26 protein-coding genes are annotated in these 26,686 nt (G+C 65.7%); 12 read left to right on the forward strand and 14 right to left on the reverse strand.

Translation table 11 applies throughout. The annotated features are described in order from the left end of the window. Positions 1 to 94: 94 nt before the first annotated feature. The 7 genes from zomB to cobM form a co-directional block, all read right to left on the reverse strand. Positions 95 to 1,960: a flagellar motor control protein ZomB gene (zomB, locus tag CH274_RS23765; protein ID WP_094659101.1), complete on the reverse strand. Its 1,866-nt coding sequence runs from the start codon at positions 1,958 to 1,960 to the stop codon at positions 95 to 97. Further along, positions 1,938 to 2,843, reverse strand: a complete 906-nt coding sequence (locus CH274_RS23770; RefSeq protein ID WP_045197991.1) for a decaprenyl-phosphate phosphoribosyltransferase — start codon at positions 2,841 to 2,843, stop codon at positions 1,938 to 1,940. The genes zomB and CH274_RS23770 overlap by 23 nt, the downstream gene beginning before the upstream one ends. Next, entirely contained in the window at positions 2,840 to 3,376 is a 537-nt protein-coding gene (locus tag CH274_RS23775) for a phosphatase PAP2 family protein (protein WP_052049813.1), read from the reverse strand. Before CH274_RS23775 ends, CH274_RS23770 begins: the two co-directional genes overlap by 4 nt. Then, positions 3,354 to 5,261: a glycosyltransferase gene (locus tag CH274_RS23780; RefSeq protein WP_094659102.1), complete on the reverse strand. Its 1,908-nt coding sequence runs from the start codon at positions 5,259 to 5,261 to the stop codon at positions 3,354 to 3,356. The genes CH274_RS23775 and CH274_RS23780 overlap by 23 nt, the downstream gene beginning before the upstream one ends. Next, on the reverse strand, positions 5,258 to 6,487 hold the full coding sequence (gene glf, locus CH274_RS23785; RefSeq protein ID WP_179275836.1) for a UDP-galactopyranose mutase: 1,230 nt from the start codon (positions 6,485 to 6,487) through the stop codon (positions 5,258 to 5,260). Before glf ends, CH274_RS23780 begins: the two co-directional genes overlap by 4 nt. A 67-nt stretch (positions 6,488 to 6,554) precedes the next feature. Further along, positions 6,555 to 7,307, reverse strand: coding sequence for a precorrin-6A synthase (deacetylating) (cobF, locus tag CH274_RS23790; protein WP_218829240.1), 753 nt, complete (start codon positions 7,305 to 7,307; stop codon positions 6,555 to 6,557). After that, positions 7,301 to 8,044 carry a precorrin-4 C(11)-methyltransferase gene (gene cobM, locus CH274_RS23795; RefSeq protein WP_094631869.1) on the reverse strand — a complete coding sequence of 248 codons (744 nt, stop codon included), beginning with the start codon at positions 8,042 to 8,044 and terminating at the stop codon, positions 7,301 to 7,303. The genes cobF and cobM overlap by 7 nt, the downstream gene beginning before the upstream one ends. Before the next feature lie 182 nt (positions 8,045 to 8,226). Here cobM and CH274_RS23800 point away from each other — a divergent pair, with 182 nt between their 5' ends. Next, entirely contained in the window at positions 8,227 to 10,398 is a 2,172-nt protein-coding gene (locus CH274_RS23800; protein ID WP_094659105.1) for an N-acetylmuramoyl-L-alanine amidase, read from the forward strand. An 88-nt stretch (positions 10,399 to 10,486) separates the two neighbouring features. Here CH274_RS23800 and CH274_RS23805 read toward each other — a convergent pair whose 3' ends face one another. After that, positions 10,487 to 11,323, reverse strand: coding sequence for a Cof-type HAD-IIB family hydrolase (locus CH274_RS23805; protein WP_045197985.1), 837 nt, complete (start codon positions 11,321 to 11,323; stop codon positions 10,487 to 10,489). 60 nt (positions 11,324 to 11,383) lie between these two features. On the opposite strand from CH274_RS23805, the gene CH274_RS23810 reads away from it, so the two are divergent. From CH274_RS23810 to CH274_RS23835, 6 genes are all read left to right on the forward strand, one after another. Continuing rightward, on the forward strand, positions 11,384 to 12,415 hold the full coding sequence (locus CH274_RS23810) for an NADP-dependent oxidoreductase (RefSeq protein WP_094659106.1): 1,032 nt from the start codon (positions 11,384 to 11,386) through the stop codon (positions 12,413 to 12,415). Between the two features lie 57 nt (positions 12,416 to 12,472). Then, positions 12,473 to 12,985, forward strand: coding sequence for a peptide-methionine (S)-S-oxide reductase MsrA (gene msrA / locus CH274_RS23815; protein ID WP_094659107.1), 513 nt, complete (start codon positions 12,473 to 12,475; stop codon positions 12,983 to 12,985). 152 nt (positions 12,986 to 13,137) lie between these two features. Further along, complete coding sequence (locus tag CH274_RS23820; RefSeq protein ID WP_094659108.1) at positions 13,138 to 14,409, forward strand: YhgE/Pip domain-containing protein; 1,272 nt, start codon at positions 13,138 to 13,140, stop codon at positions 14,407 to 14,409. Positions 14,410 to 14,428: 19 nt separating this feature from the next. Then, entirely contained in the window at positions 14,429 to 15,172 is a 744-nt protein-coding gene (locus tag CH274_RS23825; protein WP_032396447.1) for a CPBP family intramembrane glutamic endopeptidase, read from the forward strand. Positions 15,173 to 15,177: 5 nt separating this feature from the next. Then, on the forward strand, positions 15,178 to 15,771 hold the full coding sequence (locus tag CH274_RS23830; RefSeq protein WP_094659109.1) for a DinB family protein: 594 nt from the start codon (positions 15,178 to 15,180) through the stop codon (positions 15,769 to 15,771). A 368-nt stretch (positions 15,772 to 16,139) separates the two neighbouring features. Continuing rightward, positions 16,140 to 17,582: an HNH endonuclease signature motif containing protein gene (locus tag CH274_RS23835; RefSeq protein WP_094659110.1), complete on the forward strand. Its 1,443-nt coding sequence runs from the start codon at positions 16,140 to 16,142 to the stop codon at positions 17,580 to 17,582. 75 nt (positions 17,583 to 17,657) lie between these two features. Here CH274_RS23835 and CH274_RS28955 read toward each other — a convergent pair whose 3' ends face one another. Further along, positions 17,658 to 18,284 carry a hypothetical protein gene (locus CH274_RS28955; RefSeq protein WP_143546632.1) on the reverse strand — a complete coding sequence of 209 codons (627 nt, stop codon included), beginning with the start codon at positions 18,282 to 18,284 and terminating at the stop codon, positions 17,658 to 17,660. A 128-nt stretch (positions 18,285 to 18,412) separates the two neighbouring features. On the opposite strand from CH274_RS28955, the gene CH274_RS23845 reads away from it, so the two are divergent. Further along, the gene (locus CH274_RS23845; RefSeq protein WP_256993680.1) at positions 18,413 to 19,096 is read left to right on the forward strand and encodes a response regulator transcription factor; all 684 of its coding nucleotides are present in this window, start codon (positions 18,413 to 18,415) and stop codon (positions 19,094 to 19,096) included. Next, positions 19,093 to 20,544 carry a sensor histidine kinase gene (locus tag CH274_RS23850; protein WP_094659113.1) on the forward strand — a complete coding sequence of 484 codons (1,452 nt, stop codon included), beginning with the start codon at positions 19,093 to 19,095 and terminating at the stop codon, positions 20,542 to 20,544. The genes CH274_RS23845 and CH274_RS23850 overlap by 4 nt, the downstream gene beginning before the upstream one ends. Here CH274_RS23850 and CH274_RS23855 read toward each other — a convergent pair whose 3' ends face one another. Both CH274_RS23855 and CH274_RS23860 read right to left on the reverse strand, forming a co-directional pair. Then, on the reverse strand, positions 20,545 to 21,030 hold the full coding sequence (locus CH274_RS23855; protein WP_094659114.1) for a GNAT family N-acetyltransferase: 486 nt from the start codon (positions 21,028 to 21,030) through the stop codon (positions 20,545 to 20,547). Positions 21,031 to 21,039: 9 nt separating this feature from the next. Continuing rightward, a complete protein-coding gene (locus CH274_RS23860; RefSeq protein WP_032396453.1) occupies positions 21,040 to 21,780 on the reverse strand; it encodes a lysophospholipid acyltransferase family protein in 741 nt (246 codons plus the stop codon). A gap of 86 nt (positions 21,781 to 21,866) precedes the next feature. Between CH274_RS23860 and CH274_RS23865 the strand changes: the two genes are divergently transcribed. Next, positions 21,867 to 22,736: a hypothetical protein gene (locus tag CH274_RS23865; RefSeq protein WP_256993681.1), complete on the forward strand. Its 870-nt coding sequence runs from the start codon at positions 21,867 to 21,869 to the stop codon at positions 22,734 to 22,736. Positions 22,737 to 22,950: 214 nt separating this feature from the next. Here the strand turns inward: CH274_RS23865 and serS are convergent, their stop codons facing one another. Continuing rightward, a complete protein-coding gene (gene serS, locus CH274_RS23870) occupies positions 22,951 to 24,204 on the reverse strand; it encodes a serine--tRNA ligase (RefSeq protein ID WP_094659115.1) in 1,254 nt (417 codons plus the stop codon). An 11-nt stretch (positions 24,205 to 24,215) separates the two neighbouring features. Beyond that, a complete protein-coding gene (locus CH274_RS23875) occupies positions 24,216 to 24,608 on the reverse strand; it encodes an ankyrin repeat domain-containing protein (RefSeq protein WP_094659116.1) in 393 nt (130 codons plus the stop codon). A gap of 34 nt (positions 24,609 to 24,642) precedes the next feature. On the opposite strand from CH274_RS23875, the gene CH274_RS23880 reads away from it, so the two are divergent. Together CH274_RS23880 and CH274_RS23885 are read left to right on the forward strand one after the other, a co-directional pair. Beyond that, positions 24,643 to 25,728 carry a septum formation family protein gene (locus CH274_RS23880; protein ID WP_045197966.1) on the forward strand — a complete coding sequence of 362 codons (1,086 nt, stop codon included), beginning with the start codon at positions 24,643 to 24,645 and terminating at the stop codon, positions 25,726 to 25,728. A gap of 13 nt (positions 25,729 to 25,741) precedes the next feature. Then, entirely contained in the window at positions 25,742 to 26,074 is a 333-nt protein-coding gene (locus CH274_RS23885) for a metallopeptidase family protein (protein WP_082073870.1), read from the forward strand. A gap of 210 nt (positions 26,075 to 26,284) precedes the next feature. Here CH274_RS23885 and CH274_RS23890 read toward each other — a convergent pair. Continuing rightward, the coding region (locus CH274_RS23890) for a CbtA family protein (RefSeq protein ID WP_143546634.1) at positions 26,285 to 26,686 on the reverse strand (402 nt) is incomplete at its 5' end.

Below are 26,686 nucleotides of genomic sequence, written 5' to 3' on the forward strand. Positions count from 1 at the left end.
CACCGAGGGCGGCCACCGTTACAGGATCGAGATAGCTCATCTTGGCGTCGAGACCATTTCGGCGCAACCCGGTGACCTTTTCGTGTTCGGACACCTAATTGTCCGCCTTCAATATCGGGGCCGGAAGATCACATCGTTGTATTTCGTATTTCGGCACCCGATCGAAGCGATATCCGGCATAGAAGAGCGAACGCTTGAAATTGCGAACGAACAGATCCTTCGTCAGCGGGGCCCGATACGAGGTGAGCAGCTCCTGGGTGTCGGGGCAGGTCAACGCCACCTGAGCCTCGGTGACCCAGTCCTCGTCCATGTACCAGGGCAGGTACGGATGGACGGCGACGAGTCCGAGATCGGCCACCACCCAGTCCGGATACAGATTCTTGTCGTGCCCGATCCGGCCGTTCTCGAGCCGCTCGGTGTGCGACGCCAACGGGTATGCCAGCCCCATCTGGTCGATGACCCGCACGTCGAGGCCGACGTTCATGCTGGTCATTCCGAGGTTGAGGAAGAAGACGGTGTGACCGAATCCACCCTCGGGGATCGGCAGCGGCGGTGGAACGACATCCCAGTACGTGAACTGGGCCGAGGGCAACAGCAATCCGCCGTCGGGAGTGTCCTCGATCGCCTCGACCATCCCTCGCATCCGCGGGTAGTCGAGGTAGTCCGAGGCCAGAATCGGATGAGCGTGCCCGGTGTTGAGCGAGTAGAACGCCCGCTCGTCGACGATGCCACTGCGGCCGACGATCGAGCCCTGCGGCATTCCAGTCGTGTTGGCCGCGGCGACGGCCCAGATCACGATGCCGGCCCAGACGAACAGATCGGCGACGAAAACCGCTGTGGCGCGGTCTGCAGCCCAGCGTTTCGGGAGAGCGACCGGCAGCACGGAAATCGGCAACAAAAGCGTGAACAATGCCGGCAACAATGTCCGACCGTGCATGAAATCGCCGCCGACGCGAATCGAATACAAAGCCAACAGAAGGCCACTGATCAACACGAAGACGACCACGGCGGTCGGCGTCCGCAGCGCGGCGAGCCAGCCGCCGACGGTACGGGGCAGGGACAACCGCACTCGCGAGGCCGACAGCACGGCACCGACGACGAGCAGTATCAGTGGCAACCACAGCAGATACGGGCCGACGAGGTTGGACAGGTACTCGAACCCCTGCGACCACTTGGCTCCGCCTGCATCCTTCGACACCGCGGTGTTGGGGTACGGCAGGCCGTAGTAGCCCATGCGCCAGATCTGATAGAGCACCGGCACCGCACCGGCGAAAGCGAACACTCGCAGCCTGGACAACCAACTCTGCGGAGCCAGGAAGATCATCGCCAACGCCAGCACCGCCACGATGGACAGTTCCGGACGCACCAGCGGGCCGAGCCCGGCGAAGAAGGCCAGCAGCAGCAGCTCGACGCCACCCGACCGTCGTTGACCCCACCGGACCATCAGCAGCCACAGCATCGCCAACCAGAAGATGACCAGGCAGGTCTCGAGGCCGGACGTCGCGAAGTCGCGGGCGGGCGGAACCGCGATGTAGACCAGGACTCCGGCAGGCAGGAACAGAGTCTGCGACGCGGTGCGACCACGCAACGCGAACGTGCCCATCATCGCCAGAACGACGGCCGCCGTGGACAGGATCAGTGCGATCGTCAGGACGACGTACTCGAGTCGACCCTCGCTGAGCCAACTGCCCGCGTACACGAGGTAGGTCCAGATGGTGCTGGTGTTGGTTTCCACGCGCTCGCCCGCGTTGAACACCGGTCCGTTGCCTGCCAGCAGGTTGCGGACGGTACGCAGAACGATCAGGCCGTCGTCGGCGATCCAGCGGCGCTCCCACGCACCCCAGAGGAACAACGCCCCGGTGACCACGGTCCCGATCCAGAAGACGGGCCTGGTGATCGATGCCCGAGCGGAGTTCTCTTCTCGCGCGTCTCGCTGGTCAGGCGAGGTAGACAGCGACACCAACCACTCCGATCCACGCTATGGCGAGTAGCTGCAGAACCCTGTCTCCCAACGCGATCTCTTCGGGTTCGCCTGCCTCGCCGCCATCGACATCCACTGCGTATCGCAGGATTGCGATAGTAAACGGAATCATCGAGATGGCGAACCAGTTGGCACCCGTGCCCGCGTCTTCCTGGAACGCCCACAGGCCGTAACAGATGACGACGGCGGTCGCGGACAGTGTCCAGACGAATCGCAGGTACGTGGTGGTGTAGTTCTCGAGCGATTTGCGGATCTTCGCTCCGGTGCGTTCGGCCAACTGCAGCTCCGCGTAGCGCTTGCCTGCCGCCATGAACAGCGAGCCGAACGCCATGATCAGCAGGAACCACTGCGACAGCGGGATCGAGGCGGCGACGCCACCGGCGATCGCGCGGAGCAGGAAGCCCGAGGAGACGATGCAGATGTCGAGCACGGCCTGGTGCTTGAGACCGAAGCAGTACGCGAGCTGAATCGCGATGTAGACGCCGATGACCAGCGCCAGTTTCCAGTTCGCGATGAACGAGAGGCCGATGGCGAGACCGAGCGAGACAACGGCCATCGCGTAGGCGATGTTGACCGGCAGTACGCCCGCGGCGATCGGCCGGAATCGCTTGGTGGGGTGGGCGCGGTCGGCTTCGACGTCCATGGCGTCGTTGACCAGGTAGACCCCGGACGCGGCGAAGCAGAACACGACGAACGCGAGCGCGACGGACAGCAGAACGTCGGGGTCGGTGACCGAGCCCGCCGCCAGCGGTGCGGCCAGCACCAGTACGTTCTTGACCCACTGACGCGGACGAAGCGCCTTGACGATGCCGTCCGCCAGGTTCTTCGGCGGTGCGCCTACGGGTGCGGCATCCTCGCTCATTTGTCTCCTTCGAACTTCACGACGGCCGCAGCCGTCAACGCGCCGAGTGCCGATCCTGCCAGCACGTCGGTGGGGTAATGGACTCCGAGCACCAAGCGCGAGAGCAGCATGGGTGGGACGAGGACCGCCGGTAACGGTAGCCCGGTCACCCGGCCGAGGAGAACCGCGGCGGCTGTGGTCGATGTCGCATGCGAGGACGGAAAGCTCAGCTTGCTGGGCGTCGAGACGTTGATGCGGACGGCCGGGTCGTGAGGACGTGGCCGGCGCACGATGCGCTTGATCACGATCGACGCGGCGTGGGAACCCACTGCCCCTACCGCCACCGAGGCCCATTGACGCCGACGCGGCCGGTCCAGTGCAGCTCCGATACCGGCGATCGCGACCCAGCCGAGGGCGTGTTCGCCGAAGTGCGACATGCCGCGGGCGACGGTGATCGCGCCGGGGGCACTGCCGACGGTGCTTTGCACCTTCTCGAGGATCCTGACTTCCGTCGGAGCCTCGGTCTGTCCCTTACGCCTGGTAACGAAAGACACGTTCCCACGTTTCCTTACTGGTCAGGTGCGGCACGGCATCGCGGTACCGGGCCTTGAGGGCGGGGAATTCGGCTGCCAACTGCTTGCGTAGCGACAGGGCTTCCTTGAGCAGCGCCGCAGCCTGCTGACGATCCCGCTTGCGGTACACGACGCCACGGCCGTCGGCGGTGGTGACGGTGACGCCGTCGACCTGGGACAGCAGGAACCAGCGCGCGTCGAGAGTCGGGACGTTGAGCTGCGGGCGGTCGTGATGCTGGGTGTGCGCAGGCTTTGCGTTGTGCAGCAGCCCTTTTGCCAATCGGCCGATCTTGGCCAGTGGGTTGGTCGGCAGCCCGACGGCTCCCACCTCCTCACCGGACGCGAGCGGCAGTTCGGTGGAGCTGCCGACGACGACCGCGTCGGGGAACTCCTTGCGCAGTGCGTGCACGGTCGGCAGCGCGGTGGGCAGGATCTCGAGGATGTGCTCGGGGCCGGCGAGGAAGTCGCGGATCGCCAGGTTCTGAATCGCGACGGTCGAGTACTCGAGGCACAGCAGATGCTTGACCGTGGCCTTGATCGTGTCGAGCACCAGCCCCTTGCCGTCGCCCGGCATGTGCAGCGATGCGACCACCAGGCGGTTGCGCAGATGGAAGTACGCCTGCCAGTCGATGGCGTCGTCCTTGTCGCTCCACGCCATGTGCCAGATCGCCGCGCCCGGCAGCGTCACCGTCGGATAGCCGGCTTCGCGTGCGCGCAAGCCGTATTCGGCGTCGTCCCACTTGATGAACAGCGGGAGCGGCTGCCCGAGTTCCTCGGCGACGACCCGCGGAATCATGCACATCCACCAGCCGTTGTAGTCGACGTCGATGCGGCGGTGCAGCAGTTTGCTGGTGCGCAGTGGATCCTCGGAGAAGTCGTGGTCGTACTCCACGTTCTGTGCGCCGGTCCACATGAAGTTGCTGCGATCGATCACTTCGCCCATGACGTGCAGGTGACTGCGCGCCTGCAGGTTGAGCATCTGGCCGCCGACGAGTGTGGGGACCTTGGCGAACCGAGACATGGCCAGCGCCCGCAGAATCGAGTCGGGCTCGATCTCGATGTCGTCGTCCATGAACAGGATGTGTTGGCAGGCAGTGTTGTTCAGCGCCTCGTACATGATGCGGCTGTATCCGCCGGACCCGCCGAGGTTGGCCTGATCGTGGATGGCGAGCCTGCCGCCCAGGGCCGCGGCGGCCTCGTCGAATCCGGGCTCGTCCTTCGCCTTGCGGGTGCCCTGATCGGGCATGATCACGGCCTGGATCACGTCCAGCACCAGGGGGTCCGACCCAAGTGCGACAAGGGCTTTGACGGCGTCGGTCGGGCGATTGAAGGTGGGGATGCCGACGGCGACGGTCGCTTCCCCCGGAGCCTCGATCGGGGCGTACCAGCCCGCACTCTCGAGCACCACCTCGGAGTCGGAGGTGATGTCGAACCAGATCCAACCGCCGTCCTCGAACGGACCGAGATCGATCAGAAATTCCTGCGCCGCATCTCCGTCGACCGCCTCGCGGCCCTCGACGTGGATGCGCGACGCGTCGGCCTTGGACCGGTAGACGTCGATTCGGCAGTGGCCGGAGACCTCGACGCGGAGCACCACCGACTTCAGGACGCTGTAGCGCCGCCAGTAGCTCGCCGGGAATGCGTTGAAGTAGGTGCAGAACGACACCTCGGACTCGGAACCGATGGTGACCGAGGTTCGCGAGAGCGAGTGTGCCCGTTTGGCATTGGTGAGCGCTTCTTCGAGGTACAGCGTGCGCACGTCGAGCGGTTCACCGGAACGCGGCAGCAGTACGCGCTGCAACAACGACTTACCCAGAACCGGCGCGGCGTCGGTGATGCCGTCCTCGAGCAGGTGCTTGGCGGTCACTTGTCGCCTGCCAGAGGAGCACCGGTCTCGAAGTACGGAACCAGGGTGTTCTCGTACATGTTCAGTGCGCTCGCGATGGCCATGTGCATGTCCAGGTACTGGTACGTGCCGAGGCGTCCACCGAACAGCACTTTGTTGGACGCTGCTTCGGCCTTGGCGCGGTCGCGGTAGGCCTCGAGCTTCTGCCGGTCGTCGGGGGTGTTGATCGGGTAGTACGGCTCGTCGCCGCTCTTGGCGAAGCGGGAGAACTCACGCATGATGACCGTCTTGTCGGTCGGGTACTGGCGCTCGGGGTGGAAGTGCCGGAACTCGTGGATTCGAATGAACGGCACGTCGCCGTCGTTGTAGTTCATCACCGGGGTGCCCTGGAAGTCACCCGTCGGCAGCACCTCGGTCTCGAAATCGATTGTGCGCCAGCCAAGTTCGCCCTCGGAGTAGTCGAAGTAGCGGTCCAGTGGGCCGGTGTAGACGATGGGAGCGTCGGGGCTCTCGGCCACCAGCTCGGCTTTGACGTCGAACCAGTCCGTGTTCAACCGGACCTCGATCTTCTCGTCGGCGGCCATCTTCTCGAGCCACGCGGTGTAGCCGTCGACCGGCAGGCCCTCGTAGGTGTCGTTGAAGTAGCGGTTGTCGAACGTGTACCGCACCGGCAATCGGGTGATGTTGCCCGCGGGAAGATTCTTCGGATCGGTCTGCCACTGCTTGGCGGTGTAGTCCTTGATGAAAGCCTCGTAGAGCGGGCGACCGATCAGCGAGATCGCCTTCTCCTCGAAGTTCTGCGCGTCCTTGGAGTCGAACTCGCTGGACTGCTCTTCGATGAGGGCGCGCGCCTCGGCGGGCGAGAAGTACTTGCCGAAGAACTGCGAGATCAGGCCGAGGCCCATCGGGAACTGATACGACTGGCCCTTGTGCAGAGCGAAGACACGGTGCTGGTAGCCGGTGAAGTCGGTGAACTTGTTGACGTACTCCCAGACCCGCTTGTTCGAGGTGTGGAACAGATGGGCACCGTACTTGTGAATCTCGATACCCGTCTCGGGCTCGGCCTCGGAGTACGCGTTGCCGCCCAGGTGGTGCCGCCGATCCAGCACGAGGACACGCTTACCCAACTGGGATGCCGCCCGCTCCGCCACGGTCAGTCCGAAGAACCCGGATCCGACGACGATGAGGTCGTATCGGCCGGTCACGGAGGCGTCGGAAGAGGTGGTCTCGGGGCTTACAGCAGTCACGGGCAACCAGGGTATCCGACGATCGTGACCGCTCTGCCCCGCCAGGTGCCCATCGGCGGGCCCGGTGTCATCGAACGGAACGTCGGAGCAGGTAGGTGTCCATCACCCAGCCGTGCTGGGACTTGACCTGCTCGCGGGCGCTGCGGATCTCACCGAGCAGGTCGTCGAGCGGACCTGCCACCAGCTTCTCGTCCACCGTTCCCAGATTGGCACCCCAGTGGATGTCCCATCCTGCGCCGGTCAGCGCGCTGCAGGCCAGGTTGCCGTCGAGCATGACCACGAGGTTGTCGAGGCCGGCGGCGACGTCGCTCGCCAAGTTCCTGCCGGTGGTGATCACGATCGGTCCGCCGATGCGGTTGAGAACGAGGCGATGACTCGCCGCCAGCATCGACACGCTGGAGACACCGGGTGTGACATCGAACTCGATGTCGCCGCGCAACGCGGCCAGCCGCTCGACGACGCGGATGGTGCTGTCGTAGAGCGCGGGGTCGCCCCAGACGAGAAACCCCACGACGGTGCCTCGGTCGAGGCCGTCGAGCACATCGGCGTAGGCGCGGGCGCGGGCGTCGTGCCAATCGAGGACCGCGGTCTCGTATTGCCGGGGTGATCGGTCCCGCGGCGGGTCGGGTACCTCGATCACCCGGTAGCTGCCGCCATGGTGACGCTCCAGTATTTCCTGCCTGGCCGCCCCGAGATCGCCGACCGATGCGCCCTTGTCGGCCACGACGAACACATCCACCGCCCGCAGCTTCTGGATCGCCTGGACGGTGATCTGATCGGGGTGGCCGCCACCGATGCCGATCAGGTGAATCCTCACGATCGGTCCCGGCACGCGTCGTACAGGTGGGATTCGGTGACGACGCGTCGAGCCAGGGCAGGCCCCACCAGAATCACCGCCGCCTGCCGCAGGTCGGCGGCCTCGACCTGGTCGGCGATATCGGCCAGAGTGCCGCGCAGGATCAACTCGTCCGGCTTGCTGGCGTGGAAGACGACGGTGGCCGGGCACTCCGGACCGTAGAACTCCGTCAGTTCCTCGGTCAGGATGCGCGTGCGGGTGATCGCGAGGTGCAACGCCAGGGTCGCGCGGGTGGCGGCGAAGTTCTTCAGCGCCTCGGTATCGGGCATCGCCGTCGAGCGGGCCTGCGCGCGAGTGAGCACCACCGACTGCGTCACTTCGGGAACCGTCAGCTCGACGCCCAGTGCGGCGGCTGCGGCCGCGTAGGCCGGAACGCCGGGGGTGACGTCCCAGGGCACGCCTGCCGCGTCGAGTCGAGCGGACTGTTCGGCCAGGGCGGAATAGAGGGACGGATCCCCCGAGCACAGGCGAGCGACGTCCTCGCCGCGTTCGTGGGCGGCGACCAGCTCACCGGTGATGGCGTCGAGATCGAGCTTCGCGGTGTCGACCAGGCGGGTGCCTGCCGAGCAGTGGTCGAGGATCGCGTCGTCGATGTAGGTACCGGCGTAGACGCAGACCGGGCTCGATCGCAGGAACTCGACGGCCCGCAGCGTGAGCAGGTCGGCAGCGCCCGGTCCGGCTCCGATGAAGTGCACAGTCACAGCTCGAAAGCGTAGGTGACGCGCCCGACGCGCCGCGCCACCGGAACTTCCCGGGGATGGCTAACTGTCAAGCTAAGGTTTAGCCTTGTGTCTGATGGGACTCATGTTGCTGATGTGATTCATGTTGTTCAGCAATCGGAGATCCTACGACGCGTACCTACCAACAACCAGGGAGTACCGCCTTGCCGAACCGTCGAACGAAGCCGTCGATCGTTCTCGGTGCTGTCGCACTACTGGCCGTCGCGACCCCCTTCGCGGTCGCAGGCCTCACCGACAGCACGACAACCGGAGTTCGACCGGCCAACGAGACAACCCCCGTCACTGTGCCGACCAAGATCGTCGAGACCGCGCTGAGCGCTGCACCGGACATCGTGATCCCGCTGCAGGAGCTCACCGGACTGCCGTTGCCCGATCTGCGGCTCTCCGATCTGAAGTACCTGCCGCTGCCGGATTCCATCGTGATCCCGCCGATCGAGATTCCCGACATCCCGGGTCTCACCACCCCGGCCCCGGGCAACGCGACCGCACAGGCCCCGATTCCTCGGGTGGACGCCTCTGCACCGGTGAACCCCGAAGCTGCCGATCCGACCGGTCCGCCGCTCGGTGCCGCCGTCAAGGAGATCACGCAGGACACCCCGTTCAGCATGGTGGCCCTGACCTCCGAGCAGCTCGACGGTGCTTCCGCTCAGATCCGCCGGCAACTGGAGGACGGCTCCTGGGGCCCGTGGCTGCAAACCGCGCCGGTCGATACCACTGCGAGCGACGCCGTTCCCGCTGCGGAAAAGCAGGGCACCGAACCGATCTTCGTCGGACTGACCAAGGCCGTGCAGGTGTTGCTGACGCCGATGACGAGCAGTGCAGCTCCCGAAAGCTTCGCAACTGCACCGGTTCCCGAGGTTCCGGTCGTCGAACTGCCTGCTCCCGGCGCTCCGGCCGAGGTTCCTGCTGCCGCGGAACAGCCCTTGGGCTACACCCCGGCGTCATCGAGCAAGCCACTGCGCCAACAGGATCCGGCTCCGGCCGATCCCGCGGCCCCGGCACCCGCGTCCGACAGCTCGGCCGAACAGCTGGCCGCGGCCGTGAACGACATCAGCGCGGTACTCATCACGCCCGGCACGTCGCCAGCCGACTCGGCACTGAGCGACCTCGCCACGCCCGTCGCCGGTGACGCAGGCCCGAACGTGATCACCCGCGCTCAGTGGGGTGCCGACGAGTCGATCCGTTGCGCCACACCGACGATCGACGACTTCATCGGTGGTGCCACCGTGCACCACACCGCAGGCAGCAACGACTACTCCAAGTCCGAATCGGCCGAAATCGTCCGAGCCATCTACGCGTACCACGCGCAGACGCTCGGCTGGTGCGACATCGGCTACAACGCCATCGTCGACAAGTACGGTCAGATCTTCGAGGGCCGCGCGGGCGGTCTGGACAAGCCGGTTCAGGGTGCCCACGCGGGCGGGTTCAACGAGAACACCGTCGGTGTGGCCATGATGGGCGACTACTCCAACGAGGATCCCTCGCAGGAGACCATCGATTCGGTCGGCAAGTTCCTCGGATGGCGACTCGGCAAGGCCGGTCTCGACCCCAAGGGCACCACCACGATGACCTCGGAGGGAACGAATTTCACGTTCGTCGGCAAGGGCAAGAGCATCGACCTGCCGGTTATCTTCGGTCACCGCGACGTCGGCAACACCGAATGCCCGGGTGACGCCGGATACGCGCGGCTCGGAGAGATCCGCGACATCGCGGCGGCGAACCTCGGCGGCGGCGGAGATGCCACTCCGGTCTCGCCCGACGTGACCGACACAGCTCCCGATACCGCAGTGACCGGCGCGGCACCGTCCCGTCCGGGCACCGACGTCAGTTCCGCTCTGGGCGAGAACATCCCGGCCCTGGTCGCCGAGTTGCAGCGTCTGGCGTCGACCAGTCCCGTCGCTCAGAAGTGGTTGTCCTCGGGCGGCGAAACCGGTGCGCTGGGCGTACCGGTGAGCGGTCTGGTGCAGGTCAGCGGTGGCCGCGAGAAGGCGCAGTTCGCCAACGGTGAGATCATCACCAACATGGCAGGCCAGGCCGTGGCGGTCATCGGCAAGATCTTCCAGCAGTACGTGCAGCAGGGTGGCGTCGACGGCGTGCTCGGTCTGCCGCTCACCGACGAGTTCCGGGTGCCGGAGGGCCTCCGGACCGACTTCGAGAACGGCTCGCTGATCTTCAACGAGCTCACCGGAATCGTGACCACGGTGATCAAGACGTACAACGACACCTACAACGCGGAGATGCAGAACCCCGTTGCAGCACCGGTGGAACCGGCTCCTGCGCCCGCTCCCGCACCGGAGCCCGCACCCGCAGGCTGAGATTCACCAGCAGAAGGGCCGAGTCACCATGGTGACTCGGCCCTTTCGCGTTCCGGTACTACACCTTCGTGTCCAGCGTGGCGACGCGTCACCACCAGCGTTCGAGGACGTGCGCCACTCCGTCCTCTGCGTTGGTGACGGTCACCTCGTTCGCCGCCGCGACGGCAGCCGGATGCGCGTTACCCATCGCGACACCCAGTCCCACCATCGTCAACATCGGGACGTCGTTGGGCATGTCGCCGAAGGCCACGATGTCCTTCACGTCCACCGACAGGGTCTCGGCGACCTTGGCCAGACCCGACGCCTTGGTGATTCCCGGTGCCGAGAGTTCGATCAGTCCGTTGTCGGTGGAGAACGTCAGGTCGGCGCGACCGGAGATCAGCGGGGACAGGATGTCTGCCATGTGTCCGCTGGTGGAGCCGGAAAGACGAATCAGCAGCTTGACGGCCGGAACGTCGACCACGTCGTCCTCGGTCATCTCGACGTTGTCCGGGTTCAGCCAGGCGTGCTCGTAGCCCGGGGAGCTGACGAACTGCGGGGTGGCCGAGTCGTGTGCCGTCCGGCCCACCCGCTCCGCGGCCAGCCCGCAGCCCGGCAGTGCGCGATAGGCGACGTCGGCCAACCACTGCAGTGTCTGCACCGAGAGCGTCTCGGCGCTGAGCACGCGATCGTTGGCGGCGTCGTAGATGACCGCTCCGTTGGCGCACACCGACATCGGCGCGTATCCCAACTGATCGACGACGGGGTGGATCCACCGCGGCGGGCGGCCGGTGGACAGCACGAACGGCACGCCGTCGGCGACGACGGCCGACACGGCACGCCTGGTGCGTTCGGTGACACGCTCGTGCTGGTCGAGCAGAGTGCCGTCGACGTCGCTGGCGACGAGACGGGGGGCGAGGCGGGTGGTGTTCGGCGCGTTGGTCATCGTGACGTCATTCTGCCCTAGTGTCGAGGTGACCTGTCTTCGACGTGGAAGGAACGGTAGATGACATCTGTGAACCGTCAGATCCGATTGGCTCAGCGCCCGGTGGGACGTCCCGACGAGTCGACGTGGAACCTCACCGAGGAACCGATTCCCACGCCGGGCGACGGCGAGTTCGTCGTCACCGTCGACTACGTCTCTCTCGACCCGGCGATGCGGGGCTGGCTCAACGATGCGCGCTCGTACGTACCGCCCGTCGGGATCGGCGAGGTGATGCGGGCGCACGCCGTGGGACGGGTGCTGGAATCCCACCACCCCGATTATGCTGTCGGAGAGATCGTTTCGGGCTCGTTCGGCGTCACCGAGCACGCATTGTCGGACGGCACGGGGGTGCAGAAGGTCGACGAATCCATCGCACCGGCACCCACGTGGCTCGGAGCGCTCGGCTTCCCAGGACTGACGGCGTACTTCGGCCTGATGGACGTCGGCAAGCTCACCGAGGGCGACACCGTGGTGATCTCCGGAGCCGCGGGCGCCGTGGGCAGCATCGCGGGCCAGATCGCAAAAGCCAAGGGAGCCACTGTGATCGGCATTGCGGGTGGTCCCGAGAAGTGCGCGTGGCTCACCGAGGAACTGGGTTTCGACGCCGCAATCGACTACAAGAACGAGTCGGTGTACAAGGGCCTGAAAGCGGCTGCACCCCAGGGCATCGACGTGTATTTCGACAACGTCGGCGGTGAGATCCTCGACGCGGCCCTCTCACGGCTGCGCAAGGGAGCGCGAGTGGTGTTGTGCGGAGCCATCTCCGGCTACAACGCCACCGATCCGCAACCCGGACCGGCGCACTACCTGTCCCTGTTGATCAATCGGGCGTCGATGACGGGCTTCATCATCTTCGACTACCTCGATCGCTACCAGGAGGGCATCGACGCACTGTCCGAACTGCTCACCAGCGGCAAGATGACGGCGCGGGAGCAGATCGAGATCGGCGGCGTCCCGGCCTTCGGATCGACACTGAACTTGCTGTTCGACGGAGCCAACACCGGCAAACTGGTCCTCGAGGTCGGAGAACGCACCCACGATTCGGAATTATGAGGACGCCTCGTTCGTTGAACCCCACGTATCGATCGATAAAGAGCTAGGAGAGCAACGATGTCTGCAGCCACCGAAACCGCCATTCTCGCCGGAGGATGCTTCTGGGGAGCCGAAGAGCTCGTCCGCAAGCTCCCGGGCGTGATCTCCACCCGCGTCGGCTACACCGGCGGCGAGGTCCCCAACGCGACCTACCGCAACCACGGCAGCCACGCCGAGGGACTGGAGGTCGTCTACGACCCCACCCAGACGACGTATCGCGATCTGCTCGAGTTCTTCTTCCAGATCCACGACCCCACCACCAAGAACCGTCAGGGCAACGACATCGGTGCCAGCTACCGCTCGGCGATCTTCTACCTCACCGACGAGCAGAAGCGCGTCGCCGAGGACACCATTGCCGACGTCGACGCGTCGGGACTGTGGCCGGGCAAGGTCGTCACCGAGGTGACCGCGGCCGGAGATTTCTGGGAAGCCGAGCCCGAGCACCAGGACTACCTGCAGAAGTACCCCGAGGGTTACACCTGCCACTGGGTCCGCCCGGAGTGGAAGCTGCCGCGTCGGGCCGACGCCTGACGGTCCAGCGGCTGCGCCCCGAGTGCGCGGGCGGGGCCTGCGGTCGTCCCGCAGGCTCCATCCCGGTCTCGTAGCAAGGGTCGAACTACCGCGCACACGGGAGCCGAACTTGCGACACTGATGCGGTGACCTCCGACAGAACCCCTCGGTCGATGGCCGACGTCCTTCGTTCGCCGCGTTTCTGGCTCGCGCCCATCCTGGTGGTCTCGACCCTGATGTCGTTTCTCGCCGCGCTGTATCTGGGCGGCGTGCTCGACCCCAGGGGCAATCTGCACGACCTACCCATCGCGATCGTCAACCAGGACGAGGGCGACACCCTCGCGGGCGAGCAACGCAACATAGGCAACGACATCGTCGAGGGTCTGCTGCAGAACGTCGATCCGGAGAAGGTCGATTTCAGGGAAGTCGGTCCGGCGCAGGCACAATCGCTGCTGTCGACGGCCGAGGCCTACGGTTCCATCGTCATTCCCAGCGATTTCACCAAGCGCATGGGAATCCTCGCTCAGGCGAGCGTGATTCCCGGGGACGTCGAGAAGCCGATCATCACCGTCTACACCAATCCGCGTGCGGGCAGTTTCGGAATGTCACTCGTGACCGGTGTCGCAACACCGGCGTTCGAGTCGGTCAATGAAACTGTGGGACAGCAGATCACCGAACAGGTACGCCAACAGCTCGGCGAAACTCAGCTCGCCGGTGCAAGTGCTCTCACTCTCGCGCAGCCGATCGATGTGATCGTTGCCCAGTACGATCCTCTGCCCGACGGCACCGGCGGTGGTCTGTCCGCCTTCTACTACGCGCTCTTGCTCGTCCTGGCGGGGTTCACGGGTGCGACCATCGTCAGCGCACTCGTCGACGGCCTGCTCGGATTCACGCCGACGGAGATCGGCCCCAAGTACATCCATCGCGGACCGACCCAGATCAACCGCTTCCGGACGTTGCTCGTGAAATGGCTCGTGATGGTCGTCCTGGCCCTGCTCGTTTCTGCCCTCTACCTGCTGATCAGCCATCTGCTCGGTATGCCGATCACCCACGCCTGGACCCTGTGGATGTACGGCGCGTTCGCGATCACCGCGGTCGGCATCACGGCATTGGCGGTGATGTCCGCATTCGGCACGGCAGGACTGCTGATCAATCTGATCGTGTTCATCATCCTGGCGTTGCCGTCCTCGGGTGGCACCATTCCCCTCGAAGCCAGCCCGCGGCTCTTCACCTGGCTCGCGCAGTTCGAGCCGATGCATCAGATCTTCCTCGGCACCCGCTCGATCCTGTACTTCAACGCCTCACTCGACGCAGGCCTGCTGCACTCGGTGGGGATGACGTCCCTCGGACTGCTCATCGGGCTCGTGTTCGGCGTGGTGTTCACCCGCATCTACGACCGCAAAGGCCTCGACCGGAGCCTCGATTCACCGGGCGCTCTCAGCTGACGCCAGTACACTCGCTCCAATGCTTGCTGTGAACACGGCCGGGAGCGTGGCACCACGACGCGCCTTCCACGCTTACCTCGACGTCGCCATCGTCGTCCTCGTACTCGTGGGCACCAACCTCATAGCGCACTTCACCACGGTGTGGGCCAGCATCGCGACGGTTCCGATCGCCGCTGTTCTGCTGGTCGTCCTGGCGAACCGTCGCGGTCTGGGGTGGGCCGAACTGGGACTGTCTCCCAAGCAGTGGAAGACCGGATCTCTGTACGCACTCGGAGCCGTCGGGGTCGTCCTCACCGTCGTCGCGATCGGTGCGTTGCTGCCGCTGACTCGGCCGTTCTTCATGGCCGACCGATACGCAACCGTATCCGCCGCCATCGTCGCGTCGATGATCGTCATTCCGCTGCAGACCGTCATCCCGGAGGAACTCGCATTCCGCGGGGTTCTGCACGGCACGCTCGGGCGCATCTACGGAGCTCGCGGCGTGTTCGCTGCAGGATCTCTACTGTTCGGTCTGTGGCACATCGCGTCGTCGCTCGGGCTGACGGCGGGCAACGTGGGACTGAGCGGGTTTCTCGGCGGCGGGCTGTTCGGGCAGATAGTCGGTATAGCGCTGGCCGTGGTCGCCACTGCGGCGGCGGGTGTGGTGTTCACGTGGCTGCGCAGCCGTAGCGGAAGTTTGATCGCCCCTATCGCCCTGCACTGGTCGTTGAACGGACTCGGCGCGCTGGCTGCCGCTCTGGTCTGGCACGCGTCGGTGAGCTGACGAGCATGGGCGAGCCGACCAGCATGAAAGACGAGCTGCACCAGTACCTACGGATCGCACGCGAGAACATGCTGTGGAAGCTCGACGGTCTCACCGAGTACCAGAAACGACGGCCGATGACGCCGACGGGGACGAATCTCCTCGGTCTGATCAAGCACCTGGCGATCGTCGAGTACGGCTATTTCGGCCTCACCTTCGGCCGCGAATTCCCGGCCAGATTCACCGAGCTGGAGAAATCAGCTGTCGCGCAAGCGAACTCCGATATGTGGGCAGCCGCCGACGAATCCTCCGAGTTCATCGTCGACCTGTATCGCGAGGCCTGGCTTCACGCCGACAAGACCATCGAATCGAACGACCTCGATACCGTCGGACGCGTACTGCACTGGCCCGCCGAGAAGCAGGAAGTCACGTTGCACCGTGTTCTGGTGCATGTGTGCATCGAAACGAATCGACATGCCGGGCATGCAGACATCGTGCGCGAACTCATCGACGATTCCGTCGGGCTGCGACTGGGGAACGAAAACATGACCGACGGCGACGCAGCATGGTGGGCGGCCTATCGAGATGAACTGGAACGTGTTGCCAGAGAAGCTGATTGATATTTCATCCGAAGACATGACGGACTGAAAACCAGTTCGTTCGAGATACGCACCCGCGGATTCCAGTCGTACAGAGGAATCGACGCGGACATCTTCTGCCGGCGGCTCCCCGTCTATAGATGGGTAGTGCGTGATGCGGCAGAGTTCTACATCTGGTGCGGACCGTTCGACGCCTCAGGCGTCGGTGATCGACTGCCCGAGGGCGTACAGGTAAGCCGCAAGGGCGGCAGATCGCACGCGTACGACGGCGTGGCGGTCCGATACCACACCCCACCGACAGGTTCTGGATAGCGAATAGTTAAGCAGGACAATAGTTTTCGATTGCACTATGGTTGTCAATCGAACGCACGTTCGATACACTTGCTCCCATGACCACCGCGATCTGGCAACTGAGCGAGGCAGAACTCCTCGCCGACGCCGCCGCGGTCTCCCACCAAATTCAGCTGCTCGAAGCCCGCCGCATCGCCCTCGTCGCCGACATCGACACCCGCGTGAGCCGGGAGAAGCTCGGCTTCCCCGGCCCCGCCGGCTGGCTGACCTCCACCACCCTGCTCTCACCGTCCAAGGCCACCAAGATCGTCGCCCTCGCCCGCGGACTGAAGAACTTCCCCGACATCGCCGACGCCGTGAACACCGGAGTCATGTCCGTCGACCACGCCGCGCTGATCCTCACCTTCGCCGAAACCCCACCCAAGAACCTCCCCCCAGCAGGCCAGGACATAGCGCGCAAAGCGATGATCACCGCTGCCACCGGACCCGGAGCACGTACAAGCCGTATCCGGGAAGCGATCACCAAACTCCACGACACCTACGGCGGCAAGACACCACCCGCCGAGGACACCGACCGCAACGAACTCTTCGCCTCCACGACGTTGAACGGGCGGTTGGCGTTGAAAGGTGACTTCGACGCGATCACCGGCGAGAAACTCCTCACCGCACTCTCGCCCTTGACCGAACCCCGCCCCGACCCCGACGGCGACGAGACACCCAAAACCGGAGACGACCGCAGCCCCGCCAAGCGACGAGCCGACGCCTTCGGACACATCCTCGACCAGTACCTCGCCTCGAATAACCGCCCCACCGAAGGCGGTGAGAGACCGCACCTGAACCTGCACATCACCCTGCGCGATCTCACCGACCTCCGCGACAATGCCGACAGTGCCGACGCCGACGCAGACGACATCGCCGACGACGAAACCACGCGCGCTGCAGCCGAATCCGATACAGAAGCAGGCGATCCGGTCGACATCAACACCGGTAGCCCCATCATCGACGACGCACCAACCGAGCCGGACAACGGCAGTGGCAGTGGCAGTGGCAGTGACCGCCGTGCAACGGATCGCGGCGCATACAGGGACCTGTTCGGCGACGGCACCACCGTCGGGTGGCTACCGTGGATGGGACCACTCTCCCGCAACACCTCCCGGCAACTCGCCTGCGATTGCGTCCTCACTGCGATCGTCATGGACGAGCACGGCTCACCGATCAACCTCGCCCGCACCGCCCGCACCGTCACCGCCAAACAACGCAAAGCCCTCATCGCCCGCGATCACGGTTGCGCTTTCCCCGGCTGCGGAAAACCCGCTGCCTGGACCGAAGGACACCACATCCGGCACTGGGGCGACGGCGGCCCCACCGACATGAACAACCTCGTCCTCCTGTGCGGATTCCACCACCGACTTCTCCACCACAGTGACTGGGAAGTGTTCATCGGCGTCGACAACCACCCGTGGTTTGTGCCACCGGCAACCGTCGACCCGTACCGACAACCCCGACCATCCCACGCCCGAGCAGGCCCCCACATCGCCTGACCCGCGCACCACACAAGCCCACAGACGACCCCAGCCCCGCACCGAGAACACGGTGCGGGGCTGGAAGAGATTGATTCAGGAACCCGAGGGAGCTGCCGGCGGTGCGGGAGGAGTCGCGCCATCGGCCGGAGCAGGCGGTGTCACGCCGTCGCCCTCAGCACCCGGTGTGGGCGGTGCAGGAGGCGTCGCACCGTCGGCCGGAGCAGGCGGCGTCGCACCGTCAGCCGGGGCAGGCGGCGTCGCGCCGTCAGCCGGGGCGCACAGAGGAGCCGGTCCACCCTTGCCCGGGCCACCCTTGCCCGGACCCCCGGCAGGCGGTGCAGGCGGAGTTGCCCCATCCCCCGGTGCCGCAGGAGTTGCGCCGTCCGCAGATCCTGGCGGTGTCGGAACGGCGGGCACCGTCGATCCGTCTCCGGAATCCGGTGCAGCCGGCACCGCGGGGACATCCGACCCGCCGCCGCCGTCGGTTCGCTCCCCGAGGGTCGACGACGACGCCACCGTGGATACTCCGGGTGAGACGTCCGGACCGGTGGCAGCGAAGACTGCCGTCGCCACCAGCGCTCCTACTGCGAGTCCCGCTGCGGCCGTCGCCACCATCGGCACCCGTCCCTTCCACCGCTTCGGTTGGGTCTCTCTAACCGCGTTGCCGGGGACTGGCTCCGGGTTCGATGCGGCGGGGATCGGTTGAGTCTGATCGTTCACGTTCACTCCTTGTTCGAGTCTGTGTCGTTCGTTTCGGTCTGTCATCGACCCTGCCGCCGCTAGCTGAAGTCACCCTGAAGCCGGCCGCATCTTCAGGATCACTTCAGCTGGTGGGTGACAATCGAGGCATGACATACAGTTCCGCTCCCCGGGTGCTGGTGGTGGAGGACTCGCTACCCATCCGAGAGGCGCTGGTGGCCGCGTTCGAGGACGCGGGGTTCACCGTTGCGTCCTTGCCCGACGGTGACGACTTCGACACCACGATGGCAGGCTTTCGCCCCGATGTCGTGATTCTCGACGTCATGCTGCCCGGCGCGCGGGACGGGTTCGCGTTGATCGACGTCGTCCGCCAGAGCAGCGATGCAGGAATCATCATGGTCACCGCGAAGGATCAGTTGGAGGACCGCCTGCGCGGATTGAGCGACGGCGCAGACGACTACGTGGTCAAGCCGTTTCAGCTCGACGAGGTGGTCGCGCGAGCGAGATCGGTGCTGCGTAGACGCGGCAGATCCTCGGACGCAATCCAAGTGGGCGATCTATTGGTGGACGAATCGGCGGGGGTCGTCACGCGCGCCGGTCACGTCCTCGACCTGACGGCCACCGAGCTCCGGTTGGCGACCTTCCTCGTCGGGCAACGCGGTCGCACGGTCTCGAAAACGTCGATCCTCGAATCGGTCTGGGGCTACGGCGCGTACGACGGCAATCTGGTGGAGGTGCATGTCAGTGCGTTGCGTCGCAAGATGGAAGCCCATGGGCCGCGGTTGATCCACACTGTCCGCGGCCTCGGTTACGCTCTGCGGGCCCCGCAGTGAACCGCACACCCACGCCCTCGTTGCGTACCCGCGTGGTCGCCACCGTCGTCGTGCTGTTCGCAATATTGCTGGTGATCGTCGGTTCGTCGGTCGATGTCGTTCTCGGCCAACAGCTTCGGCGTGATCTGGAGGCTCGGCTGACCGACAGGGCATCCCGTGCGGTCGAACTGGTGGACAGCGGCGTCGGGCCCGGTGATCTGGTGCAGGCGTTGCAGGGCGACGCCATCCGGGTTCGCGTCACCGCCGCGGACGGCACGGTGTACGGCGTACCCGGCAGCGGACCGCCCGGCCCGGACATCAGGCCCGCGACCCCGGCTCCGCCCGCCGGACAGTCGAAGGCTCCCAGCCCTCCCGGTCCACCCGATCCTCCTGCCCCGCCGTCGGATTCGTTGGAGGTCACCGAGCCCCTGCCCGATGGATCGACGCTGTCACTGCTCGGCGACACCACCGCGATCGCAGATGTGCGCCGACAATTGCGCATTCTCATGGTGGGTGCCGGTGCAGTCACTCTGCTACTGGCCGCCGCCGCATTGATCTACGCGGTCAGGCGCGCCTTGTCCCCCCTGGACTCGATGACGTCGGTCGCACGTCGAATCACCAACGGCGACAGAGGGCGACGGCTACTGCCGTCCAAGCCGAAGACCGACTTGGGCCGCACCGCATCGGCCGTCGACGAGATGCTCGACGCCCTCGAGGATGCCGAGCGCAAGGAAGCTGCGGCCGCCCAGTCGGCGCGTCGGGCAGAGGAGGACATGCGCCGATTCCTGGCCGACGCGGCACACGAATTGCGCACACCGGTGGCCGGGATCTCGGCGCTGGCCCAGTCGTTGCAGCGCGACGCGGAGCACCGCCCCGATCGGGTCGGCAGGTGGAGCGAGTTGCTGGTCGGCGAGTCCGCCAGGGCCTCGCGCCTGGTGGGCGACATGCTCGATTCCGTTCGTGCAGAGAACACTTCGGAGCTCGAGTTGTCCGACGCGGATCTCGCCGACGTGGTCCGACGCACCGTCGAGCGTGCTGCACTGCTGTCCCCTCAGGTCCGGTTCGAGGTCGACGCCTCGCAACCGGTGCCGGTCAGGGTGGACGTCGGCCGCATCGAGCAAGTTCTGTCGAACGTACTCGACAACGCCGCTCGCTTCACGCCGCCGGACGGTAGCGTCCGAGTGACGACAGGAACCGATTCACAGGCGTTCGTCACCGTCGACGACGACGGTCCCGGTGTCGCCGAAGCCGATCGTGAGCGGATCTTCGAACGGCTCGTGCGGCTGAATGCTGCGCGTGACCGTTCTTCCGGCGGCGTCGGGCTCGGGTTGTCCATAGCGCGCACGCTGGCGCGCGCTCATGGCGGCGAACTCGTCTGTGCCGCAGGGCCTACCGGCGCGCGGTTCCGACTGACACTTCCTGGCCCTACGGGTCGTTCCGCGGGCTCCACTCCGGCGAACCACCGATAGCTACTCGACGATCAAGTCCATCAACAGGCTGTCGTGCCACCCGCTCGGGCCCTTCTCGTATCGACGCATGATCCCGACCGGCTCGAATCCGACTGCGCTGTAACAGGCTATCGCTGCCGCGTTGTCGGCAGCGGGGTCGATCACCACACGATGATGCCCCAGTTCGGCGGTCAGGTACCGCACCAGCGTGCCCACGGCATCCTTTCCGACGCCGCGGCCGTGCACTGCCGGGTCGAGGAAGATATCGATCGACGCGTGCCGGTACATCGGATCGGCCTCTTCGCCGTACTGGATCAATCCCACTGGTGCGCCAACCAATTCGACGACCAGACGCTTCTCGTCGGGGTTGTCGAACGGCCAGTTCTCGTCGGCGTCCTCGTCGCCCCATCGCGCGTACACCTCGGGGGTACGCAGTATTCGGCGTAGCTCCGGCACATCCTCGGTGGTGACGGGCCGCAACACGACCCGTTCACCACGGAGGTTCATCGCGTCGCTCTACTCGGCCCGCTTGGCCGCACGCGCCGCGAGGTCCTGGGCATCGAGCTTGTCTGCCTCTTCGAGTGTCGGTGCGCTGCCGCCCAATCGCGCAGGCACCCAGTAGGCCCCTGGCTCGTGGTGATAGTTCTCCTGAAGTTCGAGCAGCATCTTCTGCATCACCGTGCGCAGCTTCTCGGTCAGTTCGTTCGGCGGACCGACCGGCGGCAGCGGTTCACCGACGGCGATCGAGATGGGAGTGTTGGTGCGGCCCAACCGTTTCGGGTATCCCTTGGTCCACACGCGCTGCGCGCCCCAGATGACCGTCGGGATGATCGGCACGCCTGCCTCGATGGCCATGCGCGCCGCGCCGGACTTGAATTCCTTGATCTCGAAGCTGCGGCTGATGGTCGCCTCCGGGTACACGCCCACGAGTTCACCGTTGCGCAGGCTCTGGACCGCCGACTTGTACGACTCCGCACCGGCCCCTCGATCGACGGGGATGTGCCGCAGTGCACGCATGATCGGGCCGGAGATCTTGTTGTCGAAGACTTCCTTCTTCGCCATGAATCGGATGTAGCGCTTCACCCGTCGTGGCGGTAGCCCGGCGTAGGTGAAGTCCATGTATCCGGTGTGGTTGACGGCGATGACGGCTCCGCCGGTGGCAGGGATGTGTTCCTCGCCCTCGACGTCGAATTTCAGGCCCTCGAACGCGAACACTGCACGAGCGATGCCGATGACTGATCGATAGACGGGTTCCACAGTCCGTTAGCGTAGTCGGTGGACGATGTCGGAGAAAAGGTCCGGGAGATGACAGGTCCGGTCGAAAGCAACGGGGGAGAGACGACGTGAAGAACAGTGCGGCACCACCACGGCGGACCATGGTCGTCCGGACCGCGCTGCCGCTGATCGCAACGCTCGCGCTGGTGGGAGCCTGTGATTCCGCAGTCGGACTGCCGTCCGAACAGTCCGGAGCCTCGAGCACCACCACCGAGACAGCGGCGTCGACGACAACTCCGACCACAGCCTCCGCGACCACCGCGACGCCCCCACCGATCCCGCCAGGCCCACCCGTCGGCGAGGTTCCCGGAAACCCCGACGCCGCGATGGCGCTGCGTCCGTTCGTGGGCGACCTCACCGGCGGCGGAATCGGCGTCGTCACGGTGCGGTGCTGGACGGTTCCGCCCACCGACATTCCGACGATGTACGTCGACCCCGCAGCGATCCTCGCTGCCGTTGCCGCCCCCGGCGTCGACGGCCAGTACGCGGTCACCTGGACCGGGCCCACCGCAACGGTCAGCGTGAAGCGCAGTGAGATCGCGTCCGGCTACGCGTGCCCCACCGTCTACCCCACCGGCACCGCCCCCGTGTTCGACGCGGCAGACGCGGTCTACACCGTCGATCGCTACCTGGGACGTCTCGCCGGGACTCCGGTCAACCTCGGCGATGTGGAAGAGACGTACCCGATCGTGTGCGACGGCCGTCGGACCTGGGATGCGCTCGGGACCGGCGTTCCCACTGCCCCGCCACTGGTGGACAATCCCGACATCCTGCCCGGCATCACCTCGTTCGACCCCGACAGCGTGTTCGTCACCGGGCAGAACGGCATCTACACCCAGGTCAACGCAGACATCGTCGACGCGTCCGGGGTGTACCAGAACCGCACGTTCGTACTGGCCATCGGCGGCGAGGGCTACTGCATCGGCGATATCGCCTGAGCCGACCGGACTAGCGCAGGAGTGGAGCCTGCGGAACGACCGGACTAGCGCAGGAGTGGAGCCTGCGGAACGACCCAACTAGCGCAGGAGTGGAGCCTGCGGAACGACCCAACTAGCGCAGGAGTGGAGCCTGCGGAACGACCCAACTAGCGCAGGAGTGGAGCCTGCGGAACGACCCAACTAGCGCGGGAGTGGAGCCTGCGGAACGGCCCAACTAGCGCAGAACATCCGTTCCGACGAAGGGCACCAGAGCGTCGGGGACGCGGACGGTGCCGTCGGCCTGCTGGTGGTTTTCGAGGATCGCGACGATCCAGCGGGTGGTGGCGAGGGTGCCGTTGAGCGTCGCCGCGGTCTGGGGCTTGCCGTTCTCGTCGCGGTAGCGCACGCCGAGGCGTCGGGCCTGGAACGTCGTGCAGTTCGAGGTCGAGGTCAGCTCGCGGTAGGCCTGCTGGGTGGGAATCCAGGCCTCGCAGTCGAACTTACGAGCTGCCGAGGAGCCGAGGTCTCCGCCTGCGGTGTCGATGACGCGGTAGGGCACCTCGACGGCGGCGAGCATTTCCTTCTCGTATTCCAGCAGCTTCTGGTGTTCGGCGGCTGCGTCCTCGGGCTTGATGTAGGAGAACATCTCGATCTTGTCGAACTGGTGCACTCGGATGATGCCGCGGGTGTCCTTGCCGTAGCTGCCCGCTTCGCGGCGGAAGCACGACGACCATCCGGCGTACCGCTTCGGGCCGTCGGCGAGGTCGATGATCTCGCCCGAGTGGTAGCCCGCGAGGGCTACTTCGGAGGTGCCGACGAGGTAGAGGTCGTCGGCTTCGAGGCGGTAGATCTCGTCTGCGTGTGCGCCGAGGAATCCGGTTCCCGACATGATCTCCGGCCGCACCAGCACCGGCGGGATCATCATGGTGAAGCCGTTCTTGACGGCTTTCTGCGCGGCGAGCTGCAGCAATCCCTGCTGCAGCAGCGCGCCGTAGCCGGTCATGAAATAGAAGCGCGAGCCCGAGACCTTGGCTCCGCGTTCCATGTCTATGAGGTTCAGTGACTCGCCGAGCTCGAGGTGATCCTTGGGCTCGAAATCGAACTCCGGGATCTGCCCGACGGTCTCGAGCAGCACGAAGTCGTCCTCGCCGCCTGCGGGCGTGCCGTCCTGGACGATGTTCGAGATCGCGCGATGGGCCGTGTCGAGGGCTGCGTCGGCCTCGGTTTCGGCGACTTGAGCCGCCTTCACTCTGGCAGCGAGCTCCGACGCTCCGGCGAGCAGCGCGGGACGGTCCTCGGCGGAAGCCTTGCCTACCTGCTTTCCCAACGCTTTCTGCTCGGCACGCAGCTGATCACCCGCCAGCACCGCAGCGCGGCGGGAGGCGTCGGCATCGAGAAGCGCGTCGACGAGAGCGGGGTCCTCGCCTCGGGTGCGCTGCGAGGCGCGCACTGCATCGGGATTCTCGCGAAGGAATTTCAGGTCGATCACGAGAACGAACCTTACTTGCCGAGCAACCCCAGGTAGTCCTCGCGTCCGAACATCGTGGCGGCATCGATTGCCGACGGGTGACCGCCATGTGGATCGGCTCCGCCGTCGACGAGCACGCGCACCACGTCGTCCTCACCTTTGAAGACCGCGCCCGCGAGTGGGGTCTGCCCTTTGTCGTTGGGCTTGTTCACATCGGCACCGCGCTCGACCAGCGCACGCACCGCATCGGCGTGCCCGTGGTACGCGGCGAGCATGACCAGTGTGTCACCTGATTCGTTGTGCAGATTCACCGGAACGCCTGCGTCGACGTAACTCGCCAGAGCGGCCGCGTCACCGGTGCGGGCCATCGTGAACAGTCGGCCGGCGAGCTCGCTGAGGTCGTCGTCACCTGTTGGGTCGCTCATGAGGACCGAACATACTCGGGCATGATGGAGGGTGATGTCCGGATACGAAACAGACTCTCCGCCGAGCGAGAAGTCTCGGCGAACACTGTCTGCAACCACAGCTCGACGCGGGCTCGCCATGGTTGCGGTCGGTGCGGTGCTGGCCGCGGGCGCGACGGTTTTTCTCTCCGACGGGTTCTCGACGCCCGAGAAGATCACCACCCATGCGACGGCCGGTGGGCCTGCGACCGATGGCCCCGTTTCGGCGTCGTCCTTCGGTGCCGCCGATCCGGGCGCATGCCTGCAGTGGACGCCCACCGACGATCCGGAGACGGACCGACAGGATCTCGCCGAAGTTCCCTGCGCCGATCCCCATCGCTTCGAGGTGGCTCGCGACATCGACATGAGCGTCTACCCCGGCGTCGAGTTCGGTCCGGGGTCGCCGTATCCCGGTTCCATCCGGTTCAGCGAACTGCGCGACGAACACTGCGAGGCCGCCGTCGACGACTACGTCGGAGCCAAGTTCGATCCCAACGGGCGCTTCGGCGTCGGGCTGATGTTCCCCAGCCAGGCCGGATGGGCCAAGGGTGAGCGAACATTGCGCTGCGGAGTGCAGATGCCGTCGAACACCGGTGCGCTGATGGAGATGACCGGCTCGATTCTCGACCAGGACCAATCGAAGGTCTGGCCGACCGGCACCTGCGTCGGCATCAACCAGAACGTGCCTGCCGATCCGGTGGACTGCTCGGCACCGCACGCGTACGAGGTGGCGTCGGTGATCAACCTGACGCAGCAGTTCCCCGGCGGACACCCGTCCGAGGCCGACCAGGACGCATACCTGGAAGCCACGTGCACCGACGCCGTCAACGGCTACCTCGGCTCGGACACCGCACTGCGAGACAAGACGCTCACCCTGTTCTGGGACACCATCGACGTCGCAAGTTGGCTCGCCGGTAGCAGGCAGGTGACGTGCTCGGTGGGCAAGGAACTCGATTCCGGCGGCTTCGCGACCATCGTCGGTACCGCCAAGGGCGACATCCTCATCAACGGTGCAGCTCCCGTCCCGCCGCCCTCCGCTCCCGACGGCCGCGCACTGCCGACACCACTGCCCGGTGCCGCCCCGATCACCACCGGAGGGTGACATTCCCACCCACATGACGCGCGTCGACTTCGAGGAAGCCGTGTCCGACGCACTCGACACCCTGCCGCGCGAACTCACCGACTTCATGAACAACGTGGTGGTTCTCGTCGAGGAGGAACACCCCACCGAGGACATCCTCGGACTGTACGAGGGCATCGCACTGACCGAACGCTACGAGTACAGCGGACACCTACCGGACGTCATCACCATCTACCGCAAACCGATCCTCGAGATGGTCGACGACGAAAACGAGGCCCGACGAGAAATCGCGATCACCGTCGCCCACGAAATCGGACATCACTTCGGCATCGACGACGAGCGACTGCATCAACTCGGATTCGGCTGAGCACACTCACTCCCCTCCCCCTCACCCGGATCGCTCACCCTCGACCGGTTCACCCTCGCACCGCTCACCCCCGGACGCGTGAATGGACCATTGCATACGTCTGAGCGGTGCAATGGTCCATTCACCCCGGCCGACCGGGCCGGCCACACTGCGTCAATGGCACTTTGCACACGTCTGAGCGGTGCAATGGTCCATTGACGCAGAACCGGGCTACGCCGCGACGGCCTCGCGGCGGATCGGGCGTACTGCGCGGTCGGTAAGGAACGCGAATGCCAATCCCAGAGTCAGCCACAGGGTCGCCTGGGTGGCCAGGGACGACAGTCGAAATTCCCAGAGCAGGGTGGCGGGGAAGTCCGAGCCGACCTCGTTCACACCGGGCAACAGCGCATACCCGATCCCGACCACAACCAGGAACGCGAGCAGCGGTGCGCCGACGCGGATCGCCACCGAATGCTGCGATGCGACTGCCTTGGCGATGTAGATCCCGATCGCGACGGCCAGCAGACCGAGAAACACGGTCGCCAACCACAGCCAGGTGCGCTGGGTGATGGTCTCCGGATCGCCGACCGCGGGCGGGTTGGCCGGGTACTTGAAGAACGGCACCGCTTCGAT

This window comes from Rhodococcus sp. 06-418-5, assembly GCF_002258285.1.
Classification (GTDB): domain Bacteria; phylum Actinomycetota; class Actinomycetes; order Mycobacteriales; family Mycobacteriaceae; genus Rhodococcoides.